Source organism: Leifsonia sp. 22587, from assembly GCF_052044215.1.
In the GTDB taxonomy this organism is placed as follows: Bacteria; Actinomycetota; Actinomycetes; order Actinomycetales; family Microbacteriaceae; genus Leifsonia; species Leifsonia shinshuensis_C.
In genome coordinates, this window is sequence record NZ_JBQENB010000001.1 from 1498709 (window position 1) to 1522145 (window position 23437).

The following is a 23437-nucleotide window of genomic DNA, read 5'->3' on the forward strand; positions in this document are numbered from 1 at the left end:
GTTCTGCAGGAACACCCTCCCCGGATAACCTCAAGCAAGCGACGTCGATTCGCTCAGGACCAGGTGTTTGGTGAGCAGGCGACATCTCTGGACTGCGACTTGAAGGGGAAATTAGCGGGTATAGAGAACGGGTACTGATCAGCGATTCTGTGTCATCCTGTTGCAGGAATTGCATCCCGTCTGCAATGTTTGCATTCGATGAGGTGGGTTGATGAGTGACCGGTCCGGGCGGCTGACCCCAACTTGGGCCGATCCCGAATTCAAATCACAGCAGTTCACCCCATCCAGAAAGAGAACCTCATCCAGGGCCTGAAGTTCGATGCGCGCGTGTTCCGCAATCAATATGAGAACGGGAACCTGGGCGAGGACGAGTTATGCAACGTGTGGGCGGCACAACCTTCTACACCGATCTCGATCAGTCGCTGGCACGGAATAACATGACTCTCTGGTGGTACCACGCCCAATTGGGCGACCAGCGATACCACGCGAGCCTCCGATCCGCGACAGCCGCCTGCAGCAAGGACTGGTGCACATGGTGAAAGACGACGACGTCATTCGGTCAATCAGTGGAGACCTTCAACACGTCACGGCCGACCGCAACCAATTGTCGCCCGACGAGATGCTTGCCATTGTTGAGGGCGGTGCTTCCGACCAGCGGCTGGAGCTAGCGCTGGCCGGCGATCTGCCCCAGGCCATTTCGTTACGCCTCCTTCACGACGACGGCCTCGGCGTTGTTGCCGCAGTTCTCTGGACCAACACCTTTGACACGGCGGATCTAGCTCAGCTCGAGGCGCGCCTGAGAGCAATGTCGCGGTCCGAGGACATCGAGGTGGTGCTCTTGCGCTTAGGGGAACAACCGCGGGCCAGCACTCGCGCGAAGCTAGACGTTCGGTTCAACGATCTTCAACGCGAAAGCATCCAGGACGCGCTGGACGAGCTCCGGGTGGTCGGCCCAGCTCGCGCGCGCGTGCTGGGGACGTGGAGAAAGAACAGCAAACGGGAGCGCTGGACCTTCCGCGAAGTTCTGACTGCGGCTGGCGTCGAGGCCGCCGGCTAGATGCTCTGCCTTATCTCCGGCGGCACGCGCAGTCCCACGCAATCAGTTGGTGAGTCGGTCCGCGATCAGAACGGCGAGATCCGCGGGGGCAAGGCTGGTGTTGTCGAGAACCAATTCGTCCGCGAACTGGACGTGTTCGAGAATCGCGGCTAGTTCGGGATGCCGCCTTTCATGCCACTCGAATTCGTTTGTGTTCTCGCCGTGCCGAAACTGCAGACGGGCGAGGGCCACATCAGCATCCAGAACCAGCCGCACCATTAGCGGGCGCTTCGAGCCGAGAGCACTCACGCAACGGTTGAACTGCTCAGTCGTCTCAACCACGCCGGCAGCCACGATCACCTTCGCGCCGCGTGCATGAAATTGCGCGGCGACGGCGCGGATGTTTGCCACGGCAAGGTCGAACTGGAACGGGTCTTGTTGTTGAGACGGCCAGGCACGACGGAGCCAGTCGACGTCGATAACCGCACCTGGAACGCCGCGCTTCTCTAGCTCCTCGCCCAGCTTGTCAGCCGTGGTGGTTTTGCCCGCGCCGACGCTCCCGTTGATCCACACTGCGTCGTGAATGGGTTGAGACATATGCGAAACCATACCGTCGCGCTGGGGGCCCATTCTGGGGCGTCCTGTAGCCAATGGTCATGCGGGCGGTCGGGGACGCACTCAAACGGTCGCCAGGTCGGCTTCCCATTTCCTGCAGGTCGCCCCTCCCCCGATACGGCCATGACCGGACTTGCGATTGCGTTTGACCAGCCGTTCGCGATCAAGCGGATCAAGTCCCACCCGGAGCCGAAGCGAAGATATCGAGCCCGAGCGAGTGAGAGAGGAACCGCGCCGCCCGCTGCCCCCGCACGCTGTTGCCGGCGGGGTCGAGGCGCGGTGAGAAGGTTCCGAGGCCACCCTTGCCCGGTGCGACCGTGACGATACCGCCCGAGACACCGCTCTTCGCTGGAATGCCCACTTCGAACAGCCAGTCCCCCGAGAACTCGTAGAGTCCGCTCGTCGCCATCACGGCGAGTGTGTCACGGCAGACGGATGCATCGATGACCTTCTCCCGGGTGATCGGATTGACGCCTCCATTTGCAAGAGTGGCGGCCATGACCGCCAGGTCCTCGGCGGTCACCAGGAGTGAGCACTGTCTCGTGTAGACGTCGGTCGCCTGAATCGGGTCGAATTGCATCCGCCCATAACTTTGGAGGAGCCGGGCGATCGCCATATTGCGCTGGTTGGTGGCCGACTCCGATGCGTAGACCTCATCGTCGATCTCGAGCCGCCGCCCGGCGAAGCGGGAAAGTCCCCGTTGGACGAAGTCCCACTTCTCTGCCGCCGTCGAGCCGGGCGCCAGGCTCGTCGTCGTGATCGCGCCCGCGTTCACGAGTGGATTCCTGGGGTCGCCCTCGCTCAGCTCGAGAGCCATGACCGAGTTGAACGGGAGGCCGGTGTTGTTGACGCCGACGCGGCGTGACACCTCCGAGTGCCCCAGTTCATGACACACCAGGGCGAACACGAACACCTTGGAGATCGACTGGATCGAGAAGGGGTGGCTGGAGTCACCGACACTCGTCGTCTGGCCCCCGACACCGCACACGCTGATGCCGAAGAGGGCCGGATCAGCTTCACCGAGCGACGGGATGTAGTCGGCGACCTTCCCGTCATCCAAGCCGCGGTAGCGTTCGTGGGCGGTTTCGATGAGCGCGTGGACTCGTTCGACGTCCGGAAGGGTGCCCGTGGAGACCACATTCTCCTGCGCGGGCACTTCGTCCGAATGGACGGCGTCGGTCGAGAAATCGGGCAGCGGAGTCTGTCGTTCAAGGTAGGCCATCGGGTCCTCCGTCTTGATGCGGATCGCGGTTCAGTTGGACCGCATCAGCCGCGCCAGCGCCAACCCGGCCGCTGAGACCAGCGGAGCGGCAGCGATGATCACGGCGACCGGGTTCGGGCGGAAGGTCGGCCCGTGGGGTCCTCCGATGTAGGCGCCGATCGGTATCGTGTAGCCGCCTCCACCTCCGCCGCTCCCCTCGCCTCGCTCGGCGCCGTCCGCATCCTCGCCGGAGCCCTCGCCGCCCCCGAAACCGAAAGCGACGATCGCGACCGGGAGGATGTCGTGGCCGTCGAGCGTTGTCTTCTCGCCGTACGCGAGCCGGGCACCCCAGGTGGGCACGGAGTCAGCCAGTCTTTCGATGAGCGTTGTCATGGCACCAGACCGTACGCGCGTCAGTGGCCGGCGACCACACTCAATTCCGCTCTTGCGTGGGTCAACTCGACGCGCCGCCGCTGCCGGCCACGGCGCGTTCGATGACGTCCGCGACGTCTTGCGGGTTGGTCTGCATCACCAGGTGCGGGGCCTTCAGCTCGGTGACGTCCGCGATGCCGGCGCGCTGGTAGCCGAAGCGTTCGACGTCCGGGTTGATCGTGTGGTCGTCGGCCGAGACGATCCCCCACGCCGGCTTGGTCTTCCATGCGGCCGCGGGAGCCTCCTCGTCGAACACGGACGCGGCCAGCGGTCGCTGGGAGACGGCGAGGACCTCGCTGACGCGCGGGTCGAGGCCCGCGGCGAAGATGCGCGGGAACGCGTCGATCTTCACGGAGACGTCGGAGCCGTCCTCCTGACCAGGGATGGGGAATGGCGTGAAGACGAGGTTCGCGATGAGTTCCGAGTCGGGGAATCCCCCCTGCAGCTTCGAGATGGTCTCTCCGGCGTCCAGGGCGTAGCCCGAGACGTAGACGAGCCCGACGACGTTGGCCGCCTCGCCCGCGATCGTGATGACCGCGCCGCCGTAAGAGTGACCGGCGAGCAGGACCGGCCCGTCGATGTGCTCGACGAGGGCCCGCAGGGATGTGGCGTCGGCAGCGAGGCTCCGCATGTACAGGGGCGGCGCGAGGACGGTGTGGCCCCGATCGAGCAGAAGGCGGGTGACGGGCGCCCAGCTGGCGGCGTCAGCGAACGCTCCGTGGACGAGGACAATCGTTGGGGACGGCATGACATTCTCCTATCGCTCTCCGTTTGGTCGGCAGGATAGGGCCGGCCAATCGTGGGCGGCAAGCGAACTCCTGCTGAACGGTCCCCGCGGCTCATCCGCTCGGGTGCGGGTTGGGCGGGCCGTCCCAGTAGCCGTGCGAGACGTTGTTGTCGTACCTCACGAGGTCGTCGGCGCGTTCGAGCGACGGGCACACCGCCATGAGCCGCCTCTTCGACGGATCCAAGTCCCATCGGATCAGCAGGTACTGATCGTGACCGCCCTTGTCCGTGTAGCGCCGGATCACAGCCTTCGGCACCACGACGTCGTCTCGCATCACCAGCCAGGTGTCTCTGTCGTAGCGGATCGGCTTCGGGCGGGTCACGATTCCATTAGAACATATGTTCGAATCTGCTGAAGGGGTGAACTCCCCCCTCAGGGCGCGAGAGCGACGCCGGATGTGTTATAAGTAACAGGTTAGTTACTTGCAGAGGAGACGCGAGTGGATGCTTCGACGACGGTTCGCCGGCGGGACGCGGCGGCCTCCACCGCGCGGCTGCTCGCCGCTGCGACCGAGGAGTTCGCGGCGCACGGTTACGAAGGGGCACGCGTCGACCGGATCAGCGCGTCGTCCGGCCTCAACCGCGCCCTGCTCTTCCACCGGTTCGGGGATAAGGAGGGCCTGTACCGCGCGGTCCTCGCCCAGGTGGCGCAGGATGCGGCGGCGACGAGGTCCGCAATCACCGCGGATCGATCCGCACCAGGCGATCGTGTCGAGTTCGTCGGGATGGTCCGCGAGCTCGTTCGCGCGACCGCTGACTTCTTGCTCGGCCATCCCGATGCTGCCCGAATCCTCGCGTGGGAACGCGCGGCGGGTTGGGCCGCGTTCCACGCTGCACGGCCGGAGTCGGACGACCCCGCCGCAGAGCAGATCACGGAATGGTTCCGACAGGGAGCCGAGCGCGGGTGGCTCAGAGAAGGGCCGTCCCCGGATCGACAGCTCGCCCTCGTCCTGGAGCTGGTGACGGCCGTACTCAGCGAGGGCCCGGAGTTCGTCAAGGACGCCGTTACAGCGGCGCTGATGCGGGAGGAGAAGACCCGGTGAATCGTCTGCCACTGCCCCCTGATCTGTCGCCGGTCGAGCGCTCGGCGCTGCTGCCCATCCTCGGACGTGCGCGTGACGCCGCCAGCGAGAGCCCCATCCTCGGCGACGTGTGGTCCCAGGTCGTGGTCGGTGCGTTGGCCGTCGACTGGGAGGACCTGGGCCTGCCCCGGAAGGAGGCGTCCAGCGTTGCCGCCCGCGGCCGACTCATCGACGATGGATGTCGTGCTTTCCTGGCCGCGAACCCCGACGGTGTCGTGCTCGATCTCGGCTCCGGTCTCGACGACCGGGCTCAACGCGTGCAGCCCCCTGCCGGCTCGCGGTGGTTCGATCTCGACCTCCCCGGCATCCTGGCCCTGCGCCGCACGCTGCCGGAGCGTCCCCCTGTGCGCGCCGACTACAGCGAAGTCGAGGCGGATGCGACGTCGTCCGACTGGATCTCCGCGCTGCCGGCCGATCGCCCGCTCGCGATCCTGGCCGACGGCTTCTTCCCGTTCCTCCCGCCCGACGCCTCCCGTCAGCTCGTCCACCGGCTGGTCGACCGTGCGCCCGCCGGAGAACTGCTCATGAACGGTTACACGACACTGGCGCGCTCGCTCATGCCGCGCGTGAAGGCCATCCGTGACCTCCACATAGACACCGCCAACGGCACCGCCTTCGACGACCCGCGCGAACCCGAGAGCTGGCATCCGCGGTTGAGACTGGCGGAGCGGACGATGCTCAGCCGCTCCCCCTACGTCGACCGGATGCCCCGGCGCGTCCAGAGAGCGATCCGGATCATGAACGCATTCCCGCGACTCGCCGAACGCAGCGACCTGGGCGTCCTGCGGTTCACCTTCTGATCTGGTCGGCGACTTCCGTCAGTCGCCGCTCTCGTGCTTGACGGCGAGCAGGTCGACGGTGTTCAACTCCGGGTCCTTCGCCAGCAGGTCCGGACCCACCTGGCCCAGAGCCTTCGGGATCTCTCCGTTGAGGTGCGCTTGACGCGCATCCTCGTCGGCGAACGTGTCGAAGATGCCGAAGTGCGTGTCGTCGATCTGGAAGGCGTACCAGGTGCGGGTTCCGGGCTCCTGGTCGACGATCGTCTTGCCGCCGATCAGAAAGTCCCTAAACTCCCCTGCCTTGTCGGGCTTCGCCTCGAGCAGCGCCAGTACGCCGAGCTTCAGGTCCATGTCATCTCTCCTAGCGGATCGGGACGTCTCGTCATCCGAATACCGAAGGCGTCAGGGCGGACGCTACCCCTCGGGCGGCGCGTCTGCCATTCCCTGCGGTCGCACGAAACGGGACGCTGAGGCCCGTGTCGTCCTACGACCGGTACTCCGGGTTCGGGAAGTCGAACCGCGTTCCCGCGTCCCACTCGCGGCGCTGGTTGCCGTAGTCGGGGAAGCCGCCCGCGTCCTTCAGGAGACGGGCCAGGTGGAGGAGGTTCCAGGTGAGGAAGGTCGTGTTCCGGTTGGTGAACTCGTTGTCGAATCCCACGCGGCGGCCGTCGCCCAGGTCATCGCCGTAGCTCGGGCCGGGGCCGGCCTCGCCGATCCAGCCCGCGTCCGCCTGCGGCGGCACCGCGAAGCCGATGTGCTGCAGGCTGTACAGCACGTTGGATGCGCAGTGCTTGATGCCGTCCTCGTTGCCGGTGATGAGGCAGCCGCCGGTCCGGCCGTAGTAGAGCCACTGGCCCTTCTCGTTCAGCTCGCCCGAGTGCGCATAGAGGCGCTCGATGACCTTCTTCGTCTCGCTGCTGTTGTCCCCCAGCCAGATCGGGCCCGCGATCACGAGGATGTCCGCAGCGAGCACCCGCGGGAAGAGCTCCGGCCACGCGTCCACCTCCCACCCGTGCTCACGCATGTCCGGGTGGACGCCCGTGGCGATCGGATGGTCGACCGATCGGAACTGATCGACCTGCACCCCCTGCTCGGCCATGATCGAGGCGCTCGCATCCACCAGCGACTGCGTGTGACTGCGCTCGGGAGACCGGGTGAGGGTGGTGTTGATGAAGAGCGCGCGCAGATCGCTGAAGTCGGTATCTGTGGATGCCATGGCTCACGGTAACGCGGGATGCACGCTGAGGGGCTGGCCGATCGTGACCGGCCCGGCGCCCGCTCCGCATCGGTAAGCCGCTGGCGAACGGTCCCCCGGCGTCGCCTCTGAACGCGCACACTCGTCTCATGTCGGATGCCGAAGCCCTGGATGCCTACTCCTCCGTGGTCGTGCGCGTCGCCGCCGCGGTCAGCCCGGCGGTCGCCGCCGTGACCGCGCGCACCGCACGAGGCGTGGGCCTCGGAAGCGCGACGGTCGTCTCGCCCGAGGGCCATCTCCTGACCAGCGCGCACGTCGTGGAGGGCACGACGAGCGTCGACCTGGCGTTCGGAGACGGGACCCGGGTGCGGGCGCAGGTGGTCGGCCGGGATCCGCTCTCCGACCTCGCCATCCTGAAAGCCGACGAAGCGACGCCTCCCCCGGTCGAGCTGGGCGACGCCGCCGCGCTCCAGGTCGGGCAGCTCGTCGTCGCGGTCGGCAATCCGTTCGGACTCGCGGGAAGTGTCACGGCCGGGATCGTGTCGGCGCTGGGCCGCTCGTTGCCGACCCGCGCCGGACGGGTGGTCGACGAGGTCATCCAGACGGATGCCGCCCTCAACCCCGGGAACAGCGGCGGCGCGCTCGCCGACAGCTCCGCCCGCATGATCGGGGTGAACACCGCCGTCGCGGGAACCGGCCTGGGTCTCGCCGTGCCCGTCAACGCCACGAGCAGGCGGATCATGGAGACGCTCATGCGCGACGGCCGCGTGCGTCGCGCCTGGCTCGGCATCGCGGGCGCCGAGATCACGCTGCAGGAGGCCGTCGCGCGGAAAGCCGGCGCGAGGACCGGCATCCAGGTGATGACGGTCGTGCCCAACAGTCCCGCGGACCTCGCGGGCGTCCGGCCCGGCGACGTGCTGATCTCCCTCGACCGGACGCCCATCCACTCGGTTGCCGACCTTCAGCGCCTCATGATCGCTAGCACGATCGGCCGGCGGCTCGAGCTGACCGTGTGGCGCAACGGCGCCCTCGTGGACGCGGTCGTCGAGCCCACCGAGCTCGCCGACGCGTGAGCGGGCCGGCGCCCCTTCAGTCCTTGCGCACGCCGGACGCCGAGGCGGTCGTTACGGCGTCCACGGCTCGTCGGCGTGCGACAGCCAGACCTGCTGCGGGTCCAGGGAGCGGATGAGGAGCTGGCCCTCGGTCTCCGGCTCGTCGAGCTGGGCGCCCCACACGGCCGTGTCCCCGGCGATGACGATGGGCCGCTCCCCCGCATCCACCACCACGATCTGCGATCCCCGGGTGTGCCCGGGTGCCGGGACGAGCCGGGCGCCGGGCAGCAGCTCCAATTCGCCGTCGACCGGGACGTAGTCGACACCCGGAGCATCCACCCACTCCCGGATCGTGTAGTCGTCCAGCGTCCGCGCGTCCTCGAGTTCAGCCCGCTGCACGTAGATCGGGCGGCCCGCGAAGAGGTGGTTCCCGCCGCAGTGGTCGAAGTGCAGGTGCGTGTTGACGACCGCGGTGATGCTGCCGAGATCCACGTTCGACTGCTCGTTCAGGGGCTCAAGCTGCGGGTCCATGTCCGCGACGGCAGGGTGCAGGGCGGTCAACCCGGTGTCGACGAGGATGCTGCCGTCCGGGTGATCGATGAGGTGGACGAACACCGGCAGCCGTTCATCCTCTCCCACGAGGAGGCTGGCGACACGGATCGGGGTGACGGTCACAGACGCGGTCATGCGGTCACTGTACCGGCCGGTGCGCCGTAGGGAAGGTCGCGCTCGCCCGCCTCAGCCAGCGGTGTGCACGGTGTACGCGTCGAACAACACCAGCTCGGCCGGCTCAGGCGCTTCGAACCTGTGCACGCTCTCCTCGAGGACCTCCTGTGTTATCGGCACGACCCCATGCGCCGGGGACGCGTTGCGGGCGTCGAGCCGGCTCCGCAGAACGTCCAGTGGGAGGTCGAAGTAGTGGAGTTCGACCCTGGCCTGGCGTGCGCTCGCGAAGCGGCGGATCTCGTCGCGTTCCGCACGCTTCCAGCTTCCGTCCTCGAGGATGACGCTGACCTGGTGTTCGACCAGTTGCCTCCACAATCTGTCAAGGCGGGCCTGCAGGCGGTCGCGGACCTGGTCGAAGTAGTCGAAGCCGAGATCAGCCATCCACTCGTCGGTGCTGAAACGGACCGCGCCCCTCTCCCGCTCCACCTTGCGCGCGAACGTCGTCTTGCCTGATCCCGGGAGGCCGCACAAGACGATCACCTCGGGCCGTACCTGAACGTCCATCCCTCGAAGCTACGCCGATCGGTCGCCGGGGACGCCGTGGCGCAGACCTCATAGAGTGGTCGCGATGATCACGCTCGTCTCCGCTCCCACCAACCTGGGACTCCGGCCACCGCAGCCCGGCGGCGTCCCCGGCGCGGCGAAGGCCCCGGAGGCGTTGCGCGAGGCCGGGCTGTACGACCGGCTCTCGTCGGCGGGTGCGCGCGACGGCGGTGTGGTGCTGCCCGGCCGCTACGTGGACGACGACGCGACGCGCGCACCGGGGAGGGTCCGGAATCAGGACCCCCTGGTCGATCACACGTGGCGGCTCGCCGAACGGATCGAGCGCGTCTGGGACGACGGCCGCACTCCCCTCGTCGTCGGGGGCGACTGCAGCGTGCTCCTGGGCGCCGGGGTGGCGACCGCTCGGCGCGGGCGCGCGGGACTCATCCACATCGACGGCCACACCGACTTCCGTCACCCGGGCAACAGCGACGCGTGCGGCAGCGTGGCCGGAGAGGACCTGGCCGCCGCCGTCGGCCTGCACTGGAGCGGACTGTCCGACCTCGCGGGCCTCTCCCCCTACGTCGAACCCCGCCGCGCCGCGCACATCGGGCACCGTGCGGACGATGAGTACGCTGCCGAAGCGCGCAAACGGCTCGGGTGCGTGCTGCCCGCCGCCGCCCTCTCCGAGGTCGGGGTGGAGGCGGTGAGCGAGCAGCTGCGGAGGGCGGCGGGACCCGACTACTGGGTGCAGGTCGACGTGGATGTGCTCGACCCGTCGATCATGCCGGCGGTGGACAGCCCGGACGACGGCGGGATCACCGCCTCCCAGCTCACGGACCTTCTGCGGGCCCTCGCCCCGGATGCGATCGGCGCCTCCGTGACGGTGTTCGACCCCGATCTCGATCCGCACGGGGACTACGCGCGGCTGCTCGTCGACATCCTGGTCCCCGGCCTGTCGTCGCTCGGCGGCGGTCGCCGGTGATCCGAGTGCGGACGTTCCGGCGCGAGGTCTGAAATGCTGGGGCGGTGACCGTGTCAGACCTCTCCAGCGCGTTCCCTCCGTTCGGCCTTACCATCCGGGCGGGGTCGCTGACCCTGCGCCCGATCACTGACGAGGTTCTTGCGCGGCTGATCCAGGTCGCGGCCGCTGGAGTCCACGACCCCGAACGGATGCCGTTCTACTATCCGTGGACGGACGCGGCCGCCGACCGACTGCCGACGGAATTCGCGCAGTACCACTGGGGTACGCGTGCAAGGTGGTCGCGCAGCGCCTGGACGCTCGAGTTCGCCGTCGAGGACGACGGGGTGATCGTCGGCACTCAGGCCTTCTCCACACAGGACTACCTCGTCACGCGCTCGGGCGAGACCGGGTCCTGGCTGGGTCTGCAGTACCAGGGACGGGGCATCGGCACGCGGATGCGGCAGGCCGTCTGCGCGTTCGTGTTCGATCACCTGGATGCGGAGGAGATCGTGTCGGGCGCATTCACCGACAACCCCGCATCCCTCGCCGTCAGCCGCAAGGTCGGTTACCGGACGAACGGGACCAAGCGGGTGGCACGTCGTGACGCCCTGGCCGTCGACCAGCGCCTGGTCCTGACGCCGGACGATTTCGTACGCGGCGATCCGATCGAGGTCACCGGCCTGGACGCGTTCCGTTCCTTCATCGGCCTCCCCTGAATCCATTCCTCAGTTTCTCCCGCGACACGCCGGCCGCACGTGGATCAAGTGAGGAAGCGATAGTGGAGGTGGGGCCTGTCCGGGAGGGGCGGGGCTGCCGTAGCCTCAGCGGCGAGGAGGGTCGCATGCTGAGCGTCATCGGACAGCTTCTGCCGCTGGCTGTCGCGGTCGCGCTGAGTTCCGTCCCGATCCTCGCGGTGCTGGTGCTGCTGCTGGAGTCGTCTCGGCCGCTGGTGCCCACGCTCTTCGTCGTCGGCTACGTGGTCGGCCTCGTCATCATCACGTCGCTGTTCGCGATCTTCCTGCACGCCATCCCGGCGAACACCTCCACCGGCCCGGAGCCTTTCGTCGGCGTGCTGGAGATCGTGGTGGGCATCGCCCTGCTCGTCTACGCGGTGATCGAGGTGCGCCGCCACCCGCAGGCGGCGGAACGCGAGTCGCTCCCCCGCTGGATGGTGGCCCTCGGCCGGATGCGCACGCTGCCGGCTCTGGGACTGGGCTTCGGGCTCAACATCCGGCCGAAGTCCGTCCTGCTCGCCATCGCGGCCGGCCTCGTGATCGGCCCGGCGCAGCTCCCGGTGTCGCAGGACGTCGTCGCCATCGCGGTCTACGTCGTGATCGGCGCCAGCTCGGTGGCCACGCCCGCGCTGTTCGCGCTGATCCGGCCGGACAAGGCCCGTCCGGCACTGGCCGCGACCCAGCGCTGGCTGCTCCGAAACGACACCACCATCGCGATCGTCGTCGCGACGGTGATCGGCACGGTCATCATCGGGAACGGCCTCACCCGGTTCTGACCCAGCCTTCTGTCTGCCCGGGGGCGGCCGCTGGGGAGTAGCTTGTGCCCGATCGAGAGAGCGGGCGCAAACATGGACGACCACACCGAACCGCATGCCGCGCGCGTGCACCTGCACGACCCGGCCCCGGCGGGCTTCGACCCGTTCGACGCGGCACCGCAGGAGCTGGCCCGGCACGGACTGCCCCGCCGGCCGGACCGCGGATCCGAACCCGATCTGGCGGCGCTCTGGGAACGGAAAGCCACGCACTACCGCGACTTCGAGCACCTGCCGCCGCTGGTGATCGAGCCGTCTCCCCCGCTGCCGGGCACAGGTCCCGCGCTCGGACCGGACCCGGTCGACTCGTGCGGCTACTCCCTCACCAGCAGCGCCGGTCCCTTCACGTCCCTCTTCCTCACCTGGACGATCCCCGACCTGCGGTTCGACCCCGACCCGTTCGGCATCAACAGCATCCACGTCTTCGCGGGTCTCGGCTTCCTGGACGTGCACACGCAGCTGACGGTGAACGCGGCGCAGACGGTGACGTGCTCACTCTGGGCGCAGGGCGTGGGGACCATCGGGCTCGGCGTGCGCCCCGGCGACGTGATCAGCGCATCCCTCTGCCTGAACACCAACGCGGCGGGCACTGCGGCGTACTTCTTCACGAACGAGACGACCGGCCAGACGATGAGCGTGAGCGTGGACACAGGCTACCCTCCGGCCGTCACGGTGGATGCGGGGGTGACGAGGGATGGGGTCCTCCGGCCCGGGCAGACGCTCGCCAGATTCGGGACGGTCTACTTCGACGAGATCAGCGCCTACAACTCGGCGGGCCACCAGTCGCTGCTCTCCGGACAGGCCATCACGATGACCGACGGCACCACGGTGCTCGCCACCCCGTACGCGCTCACGGACTACGCGTTCAAGGTCGTGAGAGGGCGATGACGGGCGGTTCCCGGTCAGTCTGAGGCGGGTCCGAGCGCCTGGGCGAGCATCAGCAGGAAGCCGTCGGGACCGCGCAGGTAGGTGAGCTTGTAGACGTCCTGGTAGTTCGCCACGCCGCGCAGGGGAAGGTAGCCGTGCCGGGCCGCGATCGCGAGCGACTCGTCGATGTCGTCGACGGAGAAGGCGACGCGGTGCATCCCGATCTCGTTGGCGAGCGTCGGGGTCGTCGGGATCGCATCCGGGTGCAGGTACTCGAACAGTTCGATGCGGCCGTGGCCGTCGGGGGTCTGCAGCACCGCGATCTTGGCGTGGTTGCCGTCCAGGCTGACGGCCGTGTCCGCCCACTCGCCGCTCACGGTGTCCCGGCCGACCAGGGTGAGGCCGAGGTCGGTGAAGAAGGCGATGGTCGCCTCGATGTCGCTGACGGCGATGCCGACGTTGTCGAGTCGGATGGGCATCGAACTCCTCGGGGGGTTAGTGCGGGCGGTGGCCGGGGGCGTTGGCCGGGCGACCGGGATGCCCGCCACACTACCGTCGGAGAAAGGGTCCCAAATCTCCGACGCAACGCTCTGTGGAGGGAGATTTCGGGCGGAACGCCCCGGATCTCCGACGTACGATCGCAGATCTCCGACGATCGGTGGGCGGTCGGGTGACGGATGCCCGGCAGTCACTTGGGGGCGGGCGTTTCGCGGGCCTGGGCGAGGTTCGTGCGGAGCCGGCGCGCCACCGCCGTGGCGGCGGCGAGCTCGGCCGGGTCGAACGGCGCCGCCGTGCGTTCGGCCCAGGCCAGGCGAGCGGGGCGGATGCGGTCGAGCGCCGCTCGTCCCTCCGCCGTCAGGGTGACCAGCGGTGCCCGGGCGTCCGCCGGATCGGGGGTGCGGACGACGAGGCCCGAACGCTCCAATGCGGCGACGCTCTCGGCGGCGGACTGGCGGCGCAGACCCCGGCGGCGTGCGATCGCGGCGACGCTGAGCGGTCCGTGGGCGACGGCGCCGAGGGTGAGCCAGCGCGCGGCGGTGAGTCCCTCCCCGGCAACGATGTCGTCGCCCGCGCGGGTCAGTTCGTCGGTGAGGCGGAACACCTCGTCGACGAGCTCCGTCAGCCGGCGGGCGGATGCGTCGCCGGCGGCGGCTCGCTCCGTCACTGCTCGACCAGGCAGACGAGGTGGCCGTCGCTGTCGCGCACCACGGCCATCCGCTCACCCCACGGCTGCTCGGCGGGAGGATCGACCACCGCTCCCCCGGCCTCGGCCCATCGCTCGACGACCCCGGAGAGGTCGGGCACCGCGAACGTGAGGGCCACAGCGGTGTCGGATGCGGTCGCGGGACGTTCGTGGACCATCAGCTCGACGCCGTCCGCGCTGCGCAACCAGGCGAATCCGTCGGCCGTGCGCTCGACGCGTAGCGCGAGCACTTCCCCGTACAGGGCGAGAGCGTCGGGCAGGGATGTGGATGACAAGACGATGCGGTGGAGGGAGGTGGTGGTCACTCGCCAATCGTGACGTTTCGACAGGTGCCTGTCAATACGGCGCTAGGGGCCGCTGGTCGTATTCGACCCGCTTCTATCGTCGGAGAAAGGGTTCCAAATCTCCGACGCAACGCTCTGTGGCGGGAGATTTCGGGCGGAACGCCTCGGATCTCCGACGCACGATCGCAGATCTCCGACGATCGTGTGCGGGGGCATGGCGGTCGCGCCGCATGGCACCATGGCGCCATGACCGCCCGTCTGAAAGGCCGCCGGCGCGAGGTGGCGCGCCTGCTCGGACGGTTCGCGGACTGGGCGGCGACCGACAGGGCTGTCGAGGCCGTCATCCTTGTCGGGTCGTACGCCCGGGGCGCCGAGCGGATGGCGAGCGATGTGGATGTGGTGATCGTCACGTCCGATCCGGACCGACTCGCACGGAGCGACAGCTTCGCGCCGGTCCTCCGCGGTGCCGTGCACCTCCGCGACGCCCGCTGGGGGCCGGTCCGTGAGCGCCGGTACCGCCTGCCGTCGGGGCTCCAGGTGGAGATCGACCTTGCGCCGCGCGAGTGGCTCGCGATTCCGCTGGACGCCGGGACGGAGCGCGTGCTCCGCGATGGGTACCGGGTCGTCTACGACCAGAACGGCCGGATGGACGCGACCGGGGTGGGCGCCCGCTGACGGCTGTCTACTGCCGACGGCGCCCGCGCTCTACGGTGATCCCATGATTCGCACGCGCAAGCTCACCGTGACCCTCACCGTCCTGGTCGCGCTCAGCGCGCTCGCCCTGGGTGGATGCTCGTCGGCGGGTTCCGGGTTCACCGGCTCGTGGGGTTCGACCGCCACCGGGCAGCCCCACCTGACGATCACCGCGGACGGGAGTTTCTCCGGGTCGGACGGCTGCAACGAGCTCTCCGGCACCGGCACCGTGAGCGGCGACACCTTCACGTTCGGGCCGTTCGCGTCCACCCTGAAGGCGTGCGAGGGCGTCAACCCGTGGCTGAGCCGCGCGCACACGGCGAAAGTGTCGGGCGACGAGCTCGTCGTGTACGCCAACGGCGGTCAGAAGGTCGGAACGCTGGCCAAGAAGTGACGACCCTCAGAGGTCGTCGCGCCGCCCGGCGAGGTAGGCGATCTCGGCGAGGTTCGCCGTTGTCGCGATCGCGGCGTCGTACGCGTCGCGCGCCTCCGCCAGGCGTCCCACGCGCACCAGCAGGGCCGCCCGCGCCGCGTGATACGCGTGGTAACCCGACAGCTCCGGTTCGAGCGCGTCGAACTCGGAGAGGGCCGACGCGGCGCCGTCGCGCTCGCCGAGGGCGACCGCCCGGTTCAGGCGGACGATCGGCGACGGGTCGAGCCGCACCAGCTGGTCGTAGAGGGCGACGACCTGGGTCCAGTCGGTCGTCTCGCCGTCCGTGTGCACCGCGTTGATCGCCGCGAGGAGCTGGTAGCGCCCGGGCGCGACACCGGACGCGAGGCGTTCGCGCACCAGGGCGTGTCCCTCCGCGATGAGCCGCGCATCCCAGACGCCACGGTCCTGCTCCGCCAACGGGACCAGCTCGCCGGCGGACGACACCCGCGCCGCACGCCGAGCCTCGATGAGCAGCATCAGCGCCAGCAGCCCGGCGACCTCGCCGTCGTCCGGGAGCAGGGTGTGCAGCAGCCGTGCCATCCGCAGGGCCTCGCCGGTGAGCTCCGCACGGACCGGCCCGGCGTCCGCGCTCGAGGCCAGGTACCCCTCGTTGAAGATGAGGAAGAGAACGGTGAGCACCGCATCCACCCGGCGCGGCAGGTCCTCGCGGGCCGGCACACGGTACGGGATGCGCGCAGCGGCGATCTTCGCCTTGGCGCGGGTGATGCGGGCGCCCATCGTGGTGTCCTGCACCAGGAACGCGCGGGCGATCTCCGGCACCGAAAGACCGCCGACCATGCGCAGCGTCAGAGCCACGCGGGCCTCGACGGACAGCGCCGGGTGGCAGCAGGTGAAGATGAGCCGCAGCCGGTCGTCGTCGATCGCGCCGACCGGCGCACGGTGCGGATCATGCACGAGCAGCGCCTCCCTCTGTCTCGCTTCTCCGATGCCCTCCCGGCGCAGGCGGTCGATGGCCTTGCGCGTCGCGGTGGTGCTCAGCCACGCGCCCGGGCTCGGCGGGATGCCGTCGGCCGGCCAGCGCTCGGCGGCGACTGCGAACGCCTCCGCGGCCGCCTCCTCGGCGATGTCCAGGCTGCCGAACCGCTTGGCGAGCGTCGCGACCACCCGGGACCACTCCTCGCGGTGCGCCCGGGTGAGCGCGTCACGCGCGTCGGTCACGCGACCAGCAGGGGTCGCACCTCGAGCCGGCGGTTGCACGCCTTGGAGCCGTCGGCCATGAGCGACAGTGCGACGTCGAGGTCGGGGGCCTCGATGATCCAGAATCCGGCCGCCCACTCCTTGGTCTCCACGAACGGGCCGTCGGTGAAGACCGGCTCCTCGCCGCGGCCGTCGATGACGGTGGATACGGCCGGATCGGCGAGCCCCGCGGCGAACACCCAATGACCACCCGCGCGCAGACGGTCGTTGAAGGCGTCGATGGCGACGGCCTCCTCCTCGGTCCCCGATTCGCTGCGGTTGTCGATGACGTTGACGAGATACTGCATGGTCACATCCTCCCTGGATCGCGTTGCCTCCGGCAGTGCCGGCCTCACCCCTGCTACGAACACCGACCGGGGATTTCGACAGCAGACTGGATCTCATCGTGCAGCACCCGCTTGACTGCTCCCACCGACACGGGTTGCGTACGCAGTGAAGACATGCCCCGGACACTGGCGTCTCACGACGAAAGGAGGGGACATGAAAACCGTCGCGACGCGATCCGCGTCCTTCCACACCGGCACCGCGATCGCCGAAGCGGTGCAGTCGTACGCCCTCGAACTGGCGCGCCGGGGTCAGGTCGACGTGGTCGACATCCCCGTGGCGCTTCCCGGCGGCGGCGTCGGCCGGGCGGCCTTCATGGTGGGCTGGCTGATGGATGCCAGCACGGTGGACACCGCCACCGCCGACGCACCCGTCACAGAACACGAAGCGTCCGTCCCGGCGACCGATCGCGCCGAGCTGGCCGACCGGGCCACGCTCGACGATCTGCGGACGCGCTCCGCACTGCTCGCCATGCCCCACGGCGTCCCGTTCTCGTTCGCCGACCTGGCCGCCGACTGGCCCGATCTGGATATGGACTTTCCCGCGGCGCGCGAGCACAGTTGACGTGGAGGGGATCGAAGGGAGCACCCCATGGGCACGCTGCGCTACGACGGGGTCATGATCGAGTTCGAAGACCGGCTGCTCGCCCACCTGCAGATCGTCATCGCGCAGAAGGTCCGCCGCGGGGAGAGCTTCTTCATGGCGTGGCGGGACTCGCCCGAGACCGGGGACGGCCACAGTTCCATCTGGATCCACCCCACCCAGAACCTGTACTTCAAGTTCAGCGGCAGCCGCTTCCCGAAGATCAACTCCGACTGGGTCGAAGCACTGATGAACTCCGCCAACAGCTCGAAGGGTCTGCTGATCATGACGGAGGACAGCGTGACCACGATCGAGACCGACTCCATCACCCTCGCGACCGCATCGCCGCATCTGCAGGATCTGCGGCCGCGGCACTCCTGAGCGTGATGGATTCGATAGCGTTGGCGGAATGGAGAGCGGCCGCATGAGCGACGACGGGCACGATACGGAGCTGGCGCGCGACGACTACGCCCGTGTCTTCATGGAGGCGCTCCCCGTGGCGGGAACCGCGGTCTCGACCATCGGCGACCTCCTCGGCACGGAGACGGTGTCCGCCAGCGATACTGTCGCCGCCCGCCTCGATGAACTGCAGTTCGACCTCGGCGAGGGGCCGTGCTGGGATGCACTGCGCTCGCGCCGCCCGGTGTTCGAACCGGACCTGCGGGAACGACCGACGTCGCTCTGGCCGACGTTCAGTCCCGCTGCGCTGGACGTCGGCGTCGCCGCACTGTTCGCCTTCCCGATGCTCATCGGTCCGCTCCAGATCGGCGCGGTCGACATGTACGCCCGGGAACCGCTGATGCTGGACGAAGCGGACACCCGGCACGCCGGCCGGCTCGCGGAGCTGGCGGCCCGCCGCATCCTGCACGACGCCCTGAGCACGATGTCCGACGAACTCCGGTCGCACGACGGCAACCCGTTCTCGCGCCGGGTCGTGCACCAGGCCACCGGGATGGTGCTGGCCCAGCTGGATGTCGACGCCGACGACGCACTGATGATCATTCAGGCGCACGCCTACGCGACCGATCGATCGATGATGGAGGTCTCGCGGGAGGTCCTCGAGGGACGGCTCGATTTCGGGAGCTCGAACGCAGGCGGGAGCGGGCCGCGATGACGCTGACAAGGGAGCAGGGCATGCTGCGGGCGTTCGCCGGCCTGGCGGACACGATGGTCGCCGACTACGACGTCGTGGACCTGCTGCAGAACCTCGTCGATTCGTCGAGCCGCTGGCTCGGCGCGTCGGCGGCGGGCGTGATGCTCGCCGACGAGAGGGGCGAACTGGACCTGATCGCGTCCACCAGCGAAGCCAGCCGGCTGGTCGAGGTGATGCAGCTGAGCGCCTACGCCGGCCCGTGCATCGAGAGCTTCACCTCGGGGGCCGTGGTGTCGGTGCCGGACATCTCAGAGGTCCCCGAGCGCTGGCAGGCGTTCCATGAGCGCGCCGACGAGCAGGGCTTCGCGGCGATCGACGCGATCCCCATGCGCCTTCGCGATCAGACCATCGGCACGCTCAACCTCTTCCGCACCTCCCCCGGCGACCTGCCCGAAGACGACCTGGTCGCGGCCCAGGCCTTCGCCGACGTGGCGACCATCGGCATCCTGCACCAGCGCACACTGGCGGAGAGCGATGCGATCCGTCAGCAGCTGCAGTTCGCGCTGAACAGCCGCATCGTGATCGAACAGGCGAAGGGCGTCGTCGCCCAGACCCGTGGCGTGTCGATCGACCGGGCGTTCGAGCTGATCCGCGACCACGCGCGACGCAACCGGCAGGGCATCTCGGTGGTCTCCTCCGCCATCGTGGAGCGGCGCGTGCGGCTCTGACCCGCGATGCGGTCTAGCCGCGGACCGCCGTCCGACGGGATGCTGTGCGCAGAAACCGCACCATCACGGGAGGGCGTGACATGCCGCAGAACCAGCCGACCGAATCCATCGTCACCGCGAACCGGGCGTGGCTCGACCGAGCGGAGTTCCGCGACACCGCGGACTTCGCGGACGCCGACCGCGGCTTCCTGGGCACCCGCGACGACCCCGCGATCCGGCGCGCCGACGGGACGGTGGTGTTCGACCCGTCCGACTTCGCGTTCCTCACCGGGGACGCGCCCGACTCCGTGAACCCCAGCCTGTGGAGGCAGGGCGAGCTCATCCGGCGCCACGGGCTGTACGAGGTGGTCGACGGGCTGTACCAGGTGCGAGGCTTCGACCTGTCGGTGATGTCGCTCATCGAGGGCGACACCGGCGTCATCGTCGTGGACCCGCTGGTGTCGCAGGAGACCGCCGCGGCGGCGCTCGAGCTCTACCGGGCGCACCGCGGCGACCGGCCGGTGGCCGCCGTGATCTTCACCCACTCGCACATCGACCACTTCGGCGGCGTGCTCGGCATCGTCGACCCGGCCGACGTGGAGGCGGGCAGGATCGCCGTGATCGCACCGGAGGGGTTCCTCGAGCATGCCATCGAGGAGAACGTCTACGCGGGCACCGCGATGGCCCGGCGGGCGAGCTACATGTACGGCGCGGTGCTCCCCCGCGGCCCGCTCGGCCAGGTCGGCTCGGGCCTGGGCCCGACGAACTCCATCGGCACCCCGGGCATCCTCCCGCCGACCCTGAGCATCACTCCGGACAGCCTCCGGCACACCATCGACGGGGTCGAGTTCGAGTTCCAGCTCGCCCCGAACTCGGAGGCTCCGGCGGAGATGCACTTCTACCTGCCGCGCTTCCGGGCGCTGTGCATGGCCGAGAACGCTACTCACAACCTCCACAATCTGCTCACGCTGCGCGGCGCGCTCGTTCGCGATCCCCGGATGTGGTCGCGGTACCTCACCGAGGCGATCGAGCAGTTCGCCGGCCGGTCGGATGTGCTGTTCGCCTCCCACCACTGGCCCACCTGGGGCAACGACCGCATCCTCCACTTCCTGGGCGTGCAGCGCGACCTGTACGCCTACCTGCACGACCAGACACTGCGGCTGCTCAACCAGGGGCTGAACGGCGCCGAGATCGCCGAGGGCTTCCGGATGCCGCCGGCGCTGGAGGCGGAGTGGAGCACGCACGGATACTACGGCTCGGTGTCGCACAACGTCCGGGCGATCTACCAGCGCTACATGGGGTTCTTCGACGGGAACCCGTCGCGGCTGTGGCCGCATCCCCCGGTGGAGCAGGCGCAGCGCTGGGCGGCGCTCGTCGGCGGGGTGGACGCGCTGATCGCCGGCGGCCGGGAGGCCTACGCCGCCGGCGACTACCGCTGGGCGGCGACCGTGCTCGACACGGCCGTGTTCGCCGATCCGCAGAACGACGAGGCGAAGGCGCTGCTCGCGGACACCTACGAGCAGCTCGGCTACGGCGCGGAGAACGCCACCTGGCGCAACTTCTACCTCTCCGGCGCCACCGAGCTGCGCGACGGCAACTTCGGGACGCCGATCCAGGCCAACGCGCCGACGATCGTCGCCCACCTCTCCCCCGACCAGCTGTTCGACGCCATCGCGATCCAGATCGACGGTCCGGCGGCCTGGGACCTCGACCTGGCGATGGACGTCACGTTCAGCGACCTGGGCCGCAGCTTCCGCATCACCCTGCACAACGGGGTCCTGGTGCACGTCGAGAAGGAGCCCGCCGCGGATGCGCAGCTGCACCTGACGGCGACGCACCCGCGATTCCTGGCCCTCGCCGCCGGAGACACCGCATCTCCGGGTCTCACCCTCGACGGCGACGCCAGTGTGCTGACGCGGCTCACCGCGGTACTCGACCCGGGCGACCCGGACTTCGAGATCGTGGTGCCGTAGGCGCGGAGACACGCGGCACGCGGCGCCGGCGCCGGCGCCGTCAGGCCGTGATGCGCCCCGGTTTGCCGTGGCCCGGGCAGACGAGGCGGGGTGAGCGGGCGGCGATGAGACGTTCGGTCTCCTCCGCCTGTGCCCGGTCGCTGGTGAGCACGCCCGGCATCTGCACAAGGCGGCCCTTCGACACGCGCACCGAGTCGCCCGCGAACACGATGCCGCGCCATGCCACGATGACATGGCCAGGCGTGTGCCCGGGCGCGGGAATGGCGACCACTCCGGGTGCGACCTCGGTCTCCTCCGTGGCGGACAGCTCCTGGAGGTCGGCGGGCACCTCGCTCCGCGGCCACACCCGGGCGAGGAAGCGGCGGAACCGGGTCGGCGGTGCATCCTGACCGCGCAGGATGCGCGCATCCCTCTCGCCGATCCACACCCGTGCGCCGGTCTGCCGCTGCAGCACCGCCGCCGTGCCCGCGTGGTCCGGGTCGTAGTGCGTCAGCACGATATCGGTCACCGGCGACACCCCGCGTTCGTCGCGCAGCTCGGCGGCCAGGGCGGACGCTCCCCCGCGCGTCCCGGTGTCCACGACGACCGACGACTCGCCGGTGTCGATCAGGTAGGCGTTGGCGCCGGTCGCCTTCTGCAGGCGGTACACGCCCTCGGTCAGGAGCTGCATGCGCTCAGCTTCGCACGACGCGCGGCACGGAGCACAGCGCCGGACGGGTGAGAATGGGAGCACGACGCCCACCGATCGGAGCAGCCCACGCCACCCCTCTCCGTCCTCCTGACGACCTGGTCGTTCGACCCCGCCGCGGCAGCCCTGCTGGCCGCGGCCGCTGCGCTCTACCTGCTGGGGGTGCTCCGGCTGCGGGCGCGCGGCCACCGCTGGCCCGCCCGGCTCACCGCGGCCTTCCTGGCGCTCGGACTCGGGTCGTACGCCGTCGTCTCCTTCGGGTTCCTCGGGGCGGAGAGCACCGACCTGCGCTGGGCGTTCACGACCCGGATCGCGCTGCTCCTGTTCGTCGTGCCCGCCCTCGTCAGCCTCGGCCGGCCTATTGCGCTCGCCCGGGTGGCGCTGGGACCGGCCGGCCGTCGGCGCGCCGACCGGGCGACGAGGTCGTGGCCCGCGCGGGTGTTCGGCAACGCGATCTTCGCGCCCGCCTTCGCCTGCGCGGTGTTCCTGGTGTTCCTGACGCCGGTCGCGGCGATCCTCCGCGACTCGGTGTGGTCCGAGTGGTCGATCTCGGTCCTCGTTCCGCTGTGCGGGCTCCTACTGGTGCTCCCGATCGCCGCGCACTCGGTCATCCGCACCGGGTTCTTCATCACGGTGGAGTTCCTGCTGGCGTTCGTCGAGCTGCTGCTCGACGCGATCCCCGGGCTGCTACTGCGGCTCAACGACGGGGTGCTCGATCACGCGCCGGCGATCCTCGGCCGGCTGCCGCTCTGGTTCCCCACTCCCCTGCACGACCAGCACCTCTCCGGCGACCTGCTGTGGTTCATCGCAGAGATCGCGGACGTGCCGGTGCTCGTCCTGCTCTTCGTGCGCTGGATGCGCCTGGACCGCCGCGAGGGCCGGCGCCTGGACGAGCTGAGCGACGAGGAGATGGCGGAGCTGACCCGCCAGCATCTCGGCCACCGCGGCTGACGCGCGGGCCCCTGTTTCGCATCCCCTCGAAATTCTTCGGTATTCAGTGTTGCCAAGTACCGGTACTCAGTGTTACTTTCTACCAGTAGTCAACATCACTGAGTAGGAGGTGACCCGATGGGCAACCAGATGACGGAGATGCTGAAGGGCACTCTCGAAGGCATGGTCCTCGCGATCCTCGCGGACCGGCCGGCGTACGGGTACGAGATCACCGCCCGCCTGCGGGACCAGGGCTTCACCGACCTCGTCGAGGGCACCGTGTACGCGCTCCTCGTCCGGATCGAGCAGCGCGGATTCGTCGACGTGACGAAAGTCCCGTCCGAGAAGGGTCCGCCGCGCAAGGTGTTCTCCCTCAACGACCAGGGCCGCGCGCAGCTCGACGAGTTCTGGACGACGTGGGAGTTCCTCTCGCAGCGCATCCAGTGGCTCCGCGGCGACAGCACCGACAGCACCGACAGCAGCACCAGCACCGACAGCACCGACACAGCGGCGGACGCCGCAGACACCGAAGGGAACGACTGAT

Annotated in this window: 32 protein-coding genes; 17 read left to right on the forward strand and 15 right to left on the reverse strand. The window is 69.2% G+C overall.

Translation table 11 applies throughout. The annotated features are described in order from the left end of the window. Positions 1–532 precede the first annotated feature (532 nt). Positions 533–1057 carry a hypothetical protein gene (locus ACTJI1_RS07230; RefSeq protein ID WP_440742067.1) on the forward strand — a complete coding sequence of 175 codons (525 nt, stop codon included), beginning with the start codon at positions 533–535 and terminating at the stop codon, positions 1055–1057. Between the two features lie 42 nt (positions 1058–1099). On the opposite strand, the gene ACTJI1_RS07235 is transcribed toward ACTJI1_RS07230, so the two are convergent. The 5 genes from ACTJI1_RS07235 to ACTJI1_RS07255 all read right to left on the reverse strand — a co-directional run bounded on the left by ACTJI1_RS07235 (position 1100) and on the right by ACTJI1_RS07255 (position 4393). Next, complete coding sequence (locus tag ACTJI1_RS07235) at positions 1100–1633, reverse strand: AAA family ATPase (protein ID WP_440742068.1); 534 nt, start codon at positions 1631–1633, stop codon at positions 1100–1102. Between the two features lie 190 nt (positions 1634–1823). After that, entirely contained in the window at positions 1824–2873 is a 1050-nt protein-coding gene (gene glsA, locus ACTJI1_RS07240) for a glutaminase A (RefSeq protein ID WP_440742069.1), read from the reverse strand. Positions 2874–2903: 30 nt separating this feature from the next. Then, complete coding sequence (locus ACTJI1_RS07245) at positions 2904–3245, reverse strand: hypothetical protein (protein ID WP_310129343.1); 342 nt, start codon at positions 3243–3245, stop codon at positions 2904–2906. Positions 3246–3306: 61 nt separating this feature from the next. Then, a complete protein-coding gene (locus tag ACTJI1_RS07250; protein ID WP_440742070.1) occupies positions 3307–4032 on the reverse strand; it encodes an alpha/beta fold hydrolase in 726 nt (241 codons plus the stop codon). A 91-nt stretch (positions 4033–4123) separates the two neighbouring features. Continuing rightward, positions 4124–4393: a hypothetical protein gene (locus ACTJI1_RS07255; RefSeq protein WP_310129340.1), complete on the reverse strand. Its 270-nt coding sequence runs from the start codon at positions 4391–4393 to the stop codon at positions 4124–4126. A gap of 117 nt (positions 4394–4510) precedes the next feature. Here ACTJI1_RS07255 and ACTJI1_RS07260 point away from each other — a divergent pair, with 117 nt between their 5' ends. Both ACTJI1_RS07260 and ACTJI1_RS07265 read left to right on the forward strand, forming a co-directional pair. Then, positions 4511–5113, forward strand: a complete 603-nt coding sequence (locus ACTJI1_RS07260; protein WP_310129338.1) for a TetR/AcrR family transcriptional regulator — start codon at positions 4511–4513, stop codon at positions 5111–5113. Beyond that, entirely contained in the window at positions 5110–5952 is an 843-nt protein-coding gene (locus ACTJI1_RS07265; RefSeq protein WP_440742071.1) for a class I SAM-dependent methyltransferase, read from the forward strand. The genes ACTJI1_RS07260 and ACTJI1_RS07265 overlap by 4 nt, the downstream gene beginning before the upstream one ends. An 18-nt stretch (positions 5953–5970) precedes the next feature. Here the strand turns inward: ACTJI1_RS07265 and ACTJI1_RS07270 are convergent, their stop codons facing one another. Beyond that, the gene (locus ACTJI1_RS07270) at positions 5971–6282 is read right to left on the reverse strand and encodes a putative quinol monooxygenase (RefSeq protein ID WP_440742072.1); all 312 of its coding nucleotides are present in this window, start codon (positions 6280–6282) and stop codon (positions 5971–5973) included. A 133-nt stretch (positions 6283–6415) separates the two neighbouring features. Next, on the reverse strand, positions 6416–7147 hold the full coding sequence (locus ACTJI1_RS07275; protein ID WP_440742073.1) for a flavodoxin family protein: 732 nt from the start codon (positions 7145–7147) through the stop codon (positions 6416–6418). A gap of 128 nt (positions 7148–7275) precedes the next feature. Between ACTJI1_RS07275 and ACTJI1_RS07280 the strand changes: the two genes are divergently transcribed. Then, positions 7276–8199, forward strand: coding sequence for a S1C family serine protease (locus tag ACTJI1_RS07280; protein WP_440742074.1), 924 nt, complete (start codon positions 7276–7278; stop codon positions 8197–8199). Positions 8200–8250: 51 nt separating this feature from the next. Here the strand turns inward: ACTJI1_RS07280 and ACTJI1_RS07285 are convergent, their stop codons facing one another. Together ACTJI1_RS07285 and ACTJI1_RS07290 are read right to left on the reverse strand one after the other, a co-directional pair. After that, entirely contained in the window at positions 8251–8865 is a 615-nt protein-coding gene (locus ACTJI1_RS07285) for an MBL fold metallo-hydrolase (RefSeq protein WP_440742075.1), read from the reverse strand. Between the two features lie 51 nt (positions 8866–8916). Further along, on the reverse strand, positions 8917–9408 hold the full coding sequence (locus ACTJI1_RS07290; RefSeq protein ID WP_440742076.1) for an AAA family ATPase: 492 nt from the start codon (positions 9406–9408) through the stop codon (positions 8917–8919). Positions 9409–9472: 64 nt separating this feature from the next. Between ACTJI1_RS07290 and ACTJI1_RS07295 the strand changes: the two genes are divergently transcribed. The 4 genes from ACTJI1_RS07295 (at position 9473) to ACTJI1_RS07310 (ending at position 12785) form a co-directional block, all read left to right on the forward strand. Then, positions 9473–10372: an arginase family protein gene (locus ACTJI1_RS07295; protein WP_440742077.1), complete on the forward strand. Its 900-nt coding sequence runs from the start codon at positions 9473–9475 to the stop codon at positions 10370–10372. Between the two features lie 44 nt (positions 10373–10416). Further along, positions 10417–11067, forward strand: a complete 651-nt coding sequence (locus tag ACTJI1_RS07300; RefSeq protein ID WP_440742078.1) for a GNAT family N-acetyltransferase — start codon at positions 10417–10419, stop codon at positions 11065–11067. Positions 11068–11192: 125 nt separating this feature from the next. Beyond that, positions 11193–11861 carry a GAP family protein gene (locus tag ACTJI1_RS07305; protein WP_440742079.1) on the forward strand — a complete coding sequence of 223 codons (669 nt, stop codon included), beginning with the start codon at positions 11193–11195 and terminating at the stop codon, positions 11859–11861. Positions 11862–11933: 72 nt separating this feature from the next. Beyond that, positions 11934–12785, forward strand: a complete 852-nt coding sequence (locus ACTJI1_RS07310; RefSeq protein ID WP_440742080.1) for a G1 family glutamic endopeptidase — start codon at positions 11934–11936, stop codon at positions 12783–12785. A gap of 14 nt (positions 12786–12799) precedes the next feature. On the opposite strand, the gene ACTJI1_RS07315 is transcribed toward ACTJI1_RS07310, so the two are convergent. The 3 genes from ACTJI1_RS07315 to ACTJI1_RS07325 all read right to left on the reverse strand — a co-directional run bounded on the left by ACTJI1_RS07315 (position 12800) and on the right by ACTJI1_RS07325 (position 14273). Then, on the reverse strand, positions 12800–13243 hold the full coding sequence (locus ACTJI1_RS07315) for a VOC family protein (protein WP_440742081.1): 444 nt from the start codon (positions 13241–13243) through the stop codon (positions 12800–12802). 209 nt (positions 13244–13452) lie between these two features. Next, a complete protein-coding gene (locus tag ACTJI1_RS07320) occupies positions 13453–13929 on the reverse strand; it encodes a MarR family winged helix-turn-helix transcriptional regulator (RefSeq protein ID WP_440742082.1) in 477 nt (158 codons plus the stop codon). Then, on the reverse strand, positions 13926–14273 hold the full coding sequence (locus ACTJI1_RS07325; protein ID WP_440742083.1) for a VOC family protein: 348 nt from the start codon (positions 14271–14273) through the stop codon (positions 13926–13928). Before ACTJI1_RS07325 ends, ACTJI1_RS07320 begins: the two co-directional genes overlap by 4 nt. Positions 14274–14498: 225 nt before the next feature. Here ACTJI1_RS07325 and ACTJI1_RS07330 point away from each other — a divergent pair, with 225 nt between their 5' ends. After that, positions 14499–14927: a nucleotidyltransferase domain-containing protein gene (locus ACTJI1_RS07330; protein WP_440742084.1), complete on the forward strand. Its 429-nt coding sequence runs from the start codon at positions 14499–14501 to the stop codon at positions 14925–14927. A gap of 43 nt (positions 14928–14970) precedes the next feature. After that, entirely contained in the window at positions 14971–15339 is a 369-nt protein-coding gene (locus ACTJI1_RS07335) for an META domain-containing protein (RefSeq protein WP_440742085.1), read from the forward strand. A gap of 6 nt (positions 15340–15345) precedes the next feature. On the opposite strand, the gene ACTJI1_RS07340 is transcribed toward ACTJI1_RS07335, so the two are convergent. Together ACTJI1_RS07340 and ACTJI1_RS07345 are read right to left on the reverse strand one after the other, a co-directional pair. Then, positions 15346–16557, reverse strand: coding sequence for an RNA polymerase sigma factor (locus ACTJI1_RS07340; protein ID WP_440742086.1), 1212 nt, complete (start codon positions 16555–16557; stop codon positions 15346–15348). Beyond that, positions 16554–16883 (reverse strand): YciI family protein, encoded by a 330-nt coding sequence (locus ACTJI1_RS07345; RefSeq protein ID WP_440742087.1) that lies wholly within the window; start codon positions 16881–16883, stop codon positions 16554–16556. Before ACTJI1_RS07345 ends, ACTJI1_RS07340 begins: the two co-directional genes overlap by 4 nt. Positions 16884–17076: 193 nt before the next feature. Between ACTJI1_RS07345 and ACTJI1_RS07350 the strand changes: the two genes are divergently transcribed. The 5 genes from ACTJI1_RS07350 (at position 17077) to ACTJI1_RS07370 (ending at position 21275) form a co-directional block, all read left to right on the forward strand. Next, the gene (locus tag ACTJI1_RS07350; protein ID WP_310129304.1) at positions 17077–17484 is read left to right on the forward strand and encodes a hypothetical protein; all 408 of its coding nucleotides are present in this window, start codon (positions 17077–17079) and stop codon (positions 17482–17484) included. Between the two features lie 27 nt (positions 17485–17511). Then, positions 17512–17883: a DUF7882 family protein gene (locus tag ACTJI1_RS07355; RefSeq protein ID WP_440742088.1), complete on the forward strand. Its 372-nt coding sequence runs from the start codon at positions 17512–17514 to the stop codon at positions 17881–17883. Between the two features lie 28 nt (positions 17884–17911). Further along, the gene (locus ACTJI1_RS07360; RefSeq protein WP_440742089.1) at positions 17912–18616 is read left to right on the forward strand and encodes a GAF and ANTAR domain-containing protein; all 705 of its coding nucleotides are present in this window, start codon (positions 17912–17914) and stop codon (positions 18614–18616) included. Beyond that, the gene (locus ACTJI1_RS07365; RefSeq protein WP_440742090.1) at positions 18613–19323 is read left to right on the forward strand and encodes an ANTAR domain-containing protein; all 711 of its coding nucleotides are present in this window, start codon (positions 18613–18615) and stop codon (positions 19321–19323) included. Before ACTJI1_RS07360 ends, ACTJI1_RS07365 begins: the two co-directional genes overlap by 4 nt. Before the next feature lie 80 nt (positions 19324–19403). Continuing rightward, positions 19404–21275 carry an alkyl/aryl-sulfatase gene (locus ACTJI1_RS07370; RefSeq protein WP_440742091.1) on the forward strand — a complete coding sequence of 624 codons (1872 nt, stop codon included), beginning with the start codon at positions 19404–19406 and terminating at the stop codon, positions 21273–21275. 40 nt (positions 21276–21315) lie between these two features. Here the strand turns inward: ACTJI1_RS07370 and ACTJI1_RS07375 are convergent, their stop codons facing one another. After that, entirely contained in the window at positions 21316–21945 is a 630-nt protein-coding gene (locus ACTJI1_RS07375; RefSeq protein WP_440742092.1) for an MBL fold metallo-hydrolase, read from the reverse strand. A gap of 147 nt (positions 21946–22092) precedes the next feature. Here ACTJI1_RS07375 and ACTJI1_RS07380 point away from each other — a divergent pair, with 147 nt between their 5' ends. Together ACTJI1_RS07380 and ACTJI1_RS07385 are read left to right on the forward strand one after the other, a co-directional pair. Then, on the forward strand, positions 22093–22914 hold the full coding sequence (locus tag ACTJI1_RS07380) for a cytochrome c oxidase assembly protein (RefSeq protein WP_440742190.1): 822 nt from the start codon (positions 22093–22095) through the stop codon (positions 22912–22914). A gap of 117 nt (positions 22915–23031) precedes the next feature. Beyond that, positions 23032–23436 (forward strand): PadR family transcriptional regulator, encoded by a 405-nt coding sequence (locus ACTJI1_RS07385; protein WP_440742093.1) that lies wholly within the window; start codon positions 23032–23034, stop codon positions 23434–23436. Position 23437 lies beyond the last annotated feature (1 nt).

What these genes read in the sequence shown, in the direction of transcription:
- ACTJI1_RS07350 (WP_310129304.1), top strand. Translation starts at nt 17,077, where the DNA reads ATGAAAACCGTCGCGACGCGATCCGCGTCCTTCCACACCGGCACCGCG.
- ACTJI1_RS07315 (WP_440742081.1), bottom strand. Translation starts at nt 13,243, where the DNA reads ATGCCCATCCGACTCGACAACGTCGGCATCGCCGTCAGCGACATCGAG.
- ACTJI1_RS07355 (WP_440742088.1), top strand. Translation starts at nt 17,512, where the DNA reads ATGGGCACGCTGCGCTACGACGGGGTCATGATCGAGTTCGAAGACCGG.
- ACTJI1_RS07280 (WP_440742074.1), top strand. Translation starts at nt 7,276, where the DNA reads ATGTCGGATGCCGAAGCCCTGGATGCCTACTCCTCCGTGGTCGTGCGC.
- ACTJI1_RS07290 (WP_440742076.1), bottom strand. Translation starts at nt 9,408, where the DNA reads ATGGACGTTCAGGTACGGCCCGAGGTGATCGTCTTGTGCGGCCTCCCG.
- ACTJI1_RS07345 (WP_440742087.1), bottom strand. Translation starts at nt 16,883, where the DNA reads ATGCAGTATCTCGTCAACGTCATCGACAACCGCAGCGAATCGGGGACC.
- ACTJI1_RS07245 (WP_310129343.1), bottom strand. Translation starts at nt 3,245, where the DNA reads ATGACAACGCTCATCGAAAGACTGGCTGACTCCGTGCCCACCTGGGGT.
- ACTJI1_RS07235 (WP_440742068.1), bottom strand. Translation starts at nt 1,633, where the DNA reads ATGTCTCAACCCATTCACGACGCAGTGTGGATCAACGGGAGCGTCGGC.
- ACTJI1_RS07250 (WP_440742070.1), bottom strand. Translation starts at nt 4,032, where the DNA reads ATGCCGTCCCCAACGATTGTCCTCGTCCACGGAGCGTTCGCTGACGCC.
- ACTJI1_RS07295 (WP_440742077.1), top strand. Translation starts at nt 9,473, where the DNA reads ATGATCACGCTCGTCTCCGCTCCCACCAACCTGGGACTCCGGCCACCG.
- ACTJI1_RS07360 (WP_440742089.1), top strand. Translation starts at nt 17,912, where the DNA reads ATGGAGAGCGGCCGCATGAGCGACGACGGGCACGATACGGAGCTGGCG.
- ACTJI1_RS07275 (WP_440742073.1), bottom strand. Translation starts at nt 7,147, where the DNA reads ATGGCATCCACAGATACCGACTTCAGCGATCTGCGCGCGCTCTTCATC.
- ACTJI1_RS07285 (WP_440742075.1), bottom strand. Translation starts at nt 8,865, where the DNA reads ATGACCGCGTCTGTGACCGTCACCCCGATCCGTGTCGCCAGCCTCCTC.
- ACTJI1_RS07270 (WP_440742072.1), bottom strand. Translation starts at nt 6,282, where the DNA reads ATGGACCTGAAGCTCGGCGTACTGGCGCTGCTCGAGGCGAAGCCCGAC.
- ACTJI1_RS07330 (WP_440742084.1), top strand. Translation starts at nt 14,499, where the DNA reads ATGACCGCCCGTCTGAAAGGCCGCCGGCGCGAGGTGGCGCGCCTGCTC.
- ACTJI1_RS07385 (WP_440742093.1), top strand. Translation starts at nt 23,032, where the DNA reads ATGGGCAACCAGATGACGGAGATGCTGAAGGGCACTCTCGAAGGCATG.
- ACTJI1_RS07365 (WP_440742090.1), top strand. Translation starts at nt 18,613, where the DNA reads ATGACGCTGACAAGGGAGCAGGGCATGCTGCGGGCGTTCGCCGGCCTG.
- glsA (WP_440742069.1), bottom strand. Translation starts at nt 2,873, where the DNA reads ATGGCCTACCTTGAACGACAGACTCCGCTGCCCGATTTCTCGACCGAC.
- ACTJI1_RS07230 (WP_440742067.1), top strand. Translation starts at nt 533, where the DNA reads ATGGTGAAAGACGACGACGTCATTCGGTCAATCAGTGGAGACCTTCAA.
- ACTJI1_RS07335 (WP_440742085.1), top strand. Translation starts at nt 14,971, where the DNA reads ATGATTCGCACGCGCAAGCTCACCGTGACCCTCACCGTCCTGGTCGCG.
- ACTJI1_RS07370 (WP_440742091.1), top strand. Translation starts at nt 19,404, where the DNA reads ATGCCGCAGAACCAGCCGACCGAATCCATCGTCACCGCGAACCGGGCG.
- ACTJI1_RS07305 (WP_440742079.1), top strand. Translation starts at nt 11,193, where the DNA reads ATGCTGAGCGTCATCGGACAGCTTCTGCCGCTGGCTGTCGCGGTCGCG.
- ACTJI1_RS07310 (WP_440742080.1), top strand. Translation starts at nt 11,934, where the DNA reads ATGGACGACCACACCGAACCGCATGCCGCGCGCGTGCACCTGCACGAC.
- ACTJI1_RS07375 (WP_440742092.1), bottom strand. Translation starts at nt 21,945, where the DNA reads ATGCAGCTCCTGACCGAGGGCGTGTACCGCCTGCAGAAGGCGACCGGC.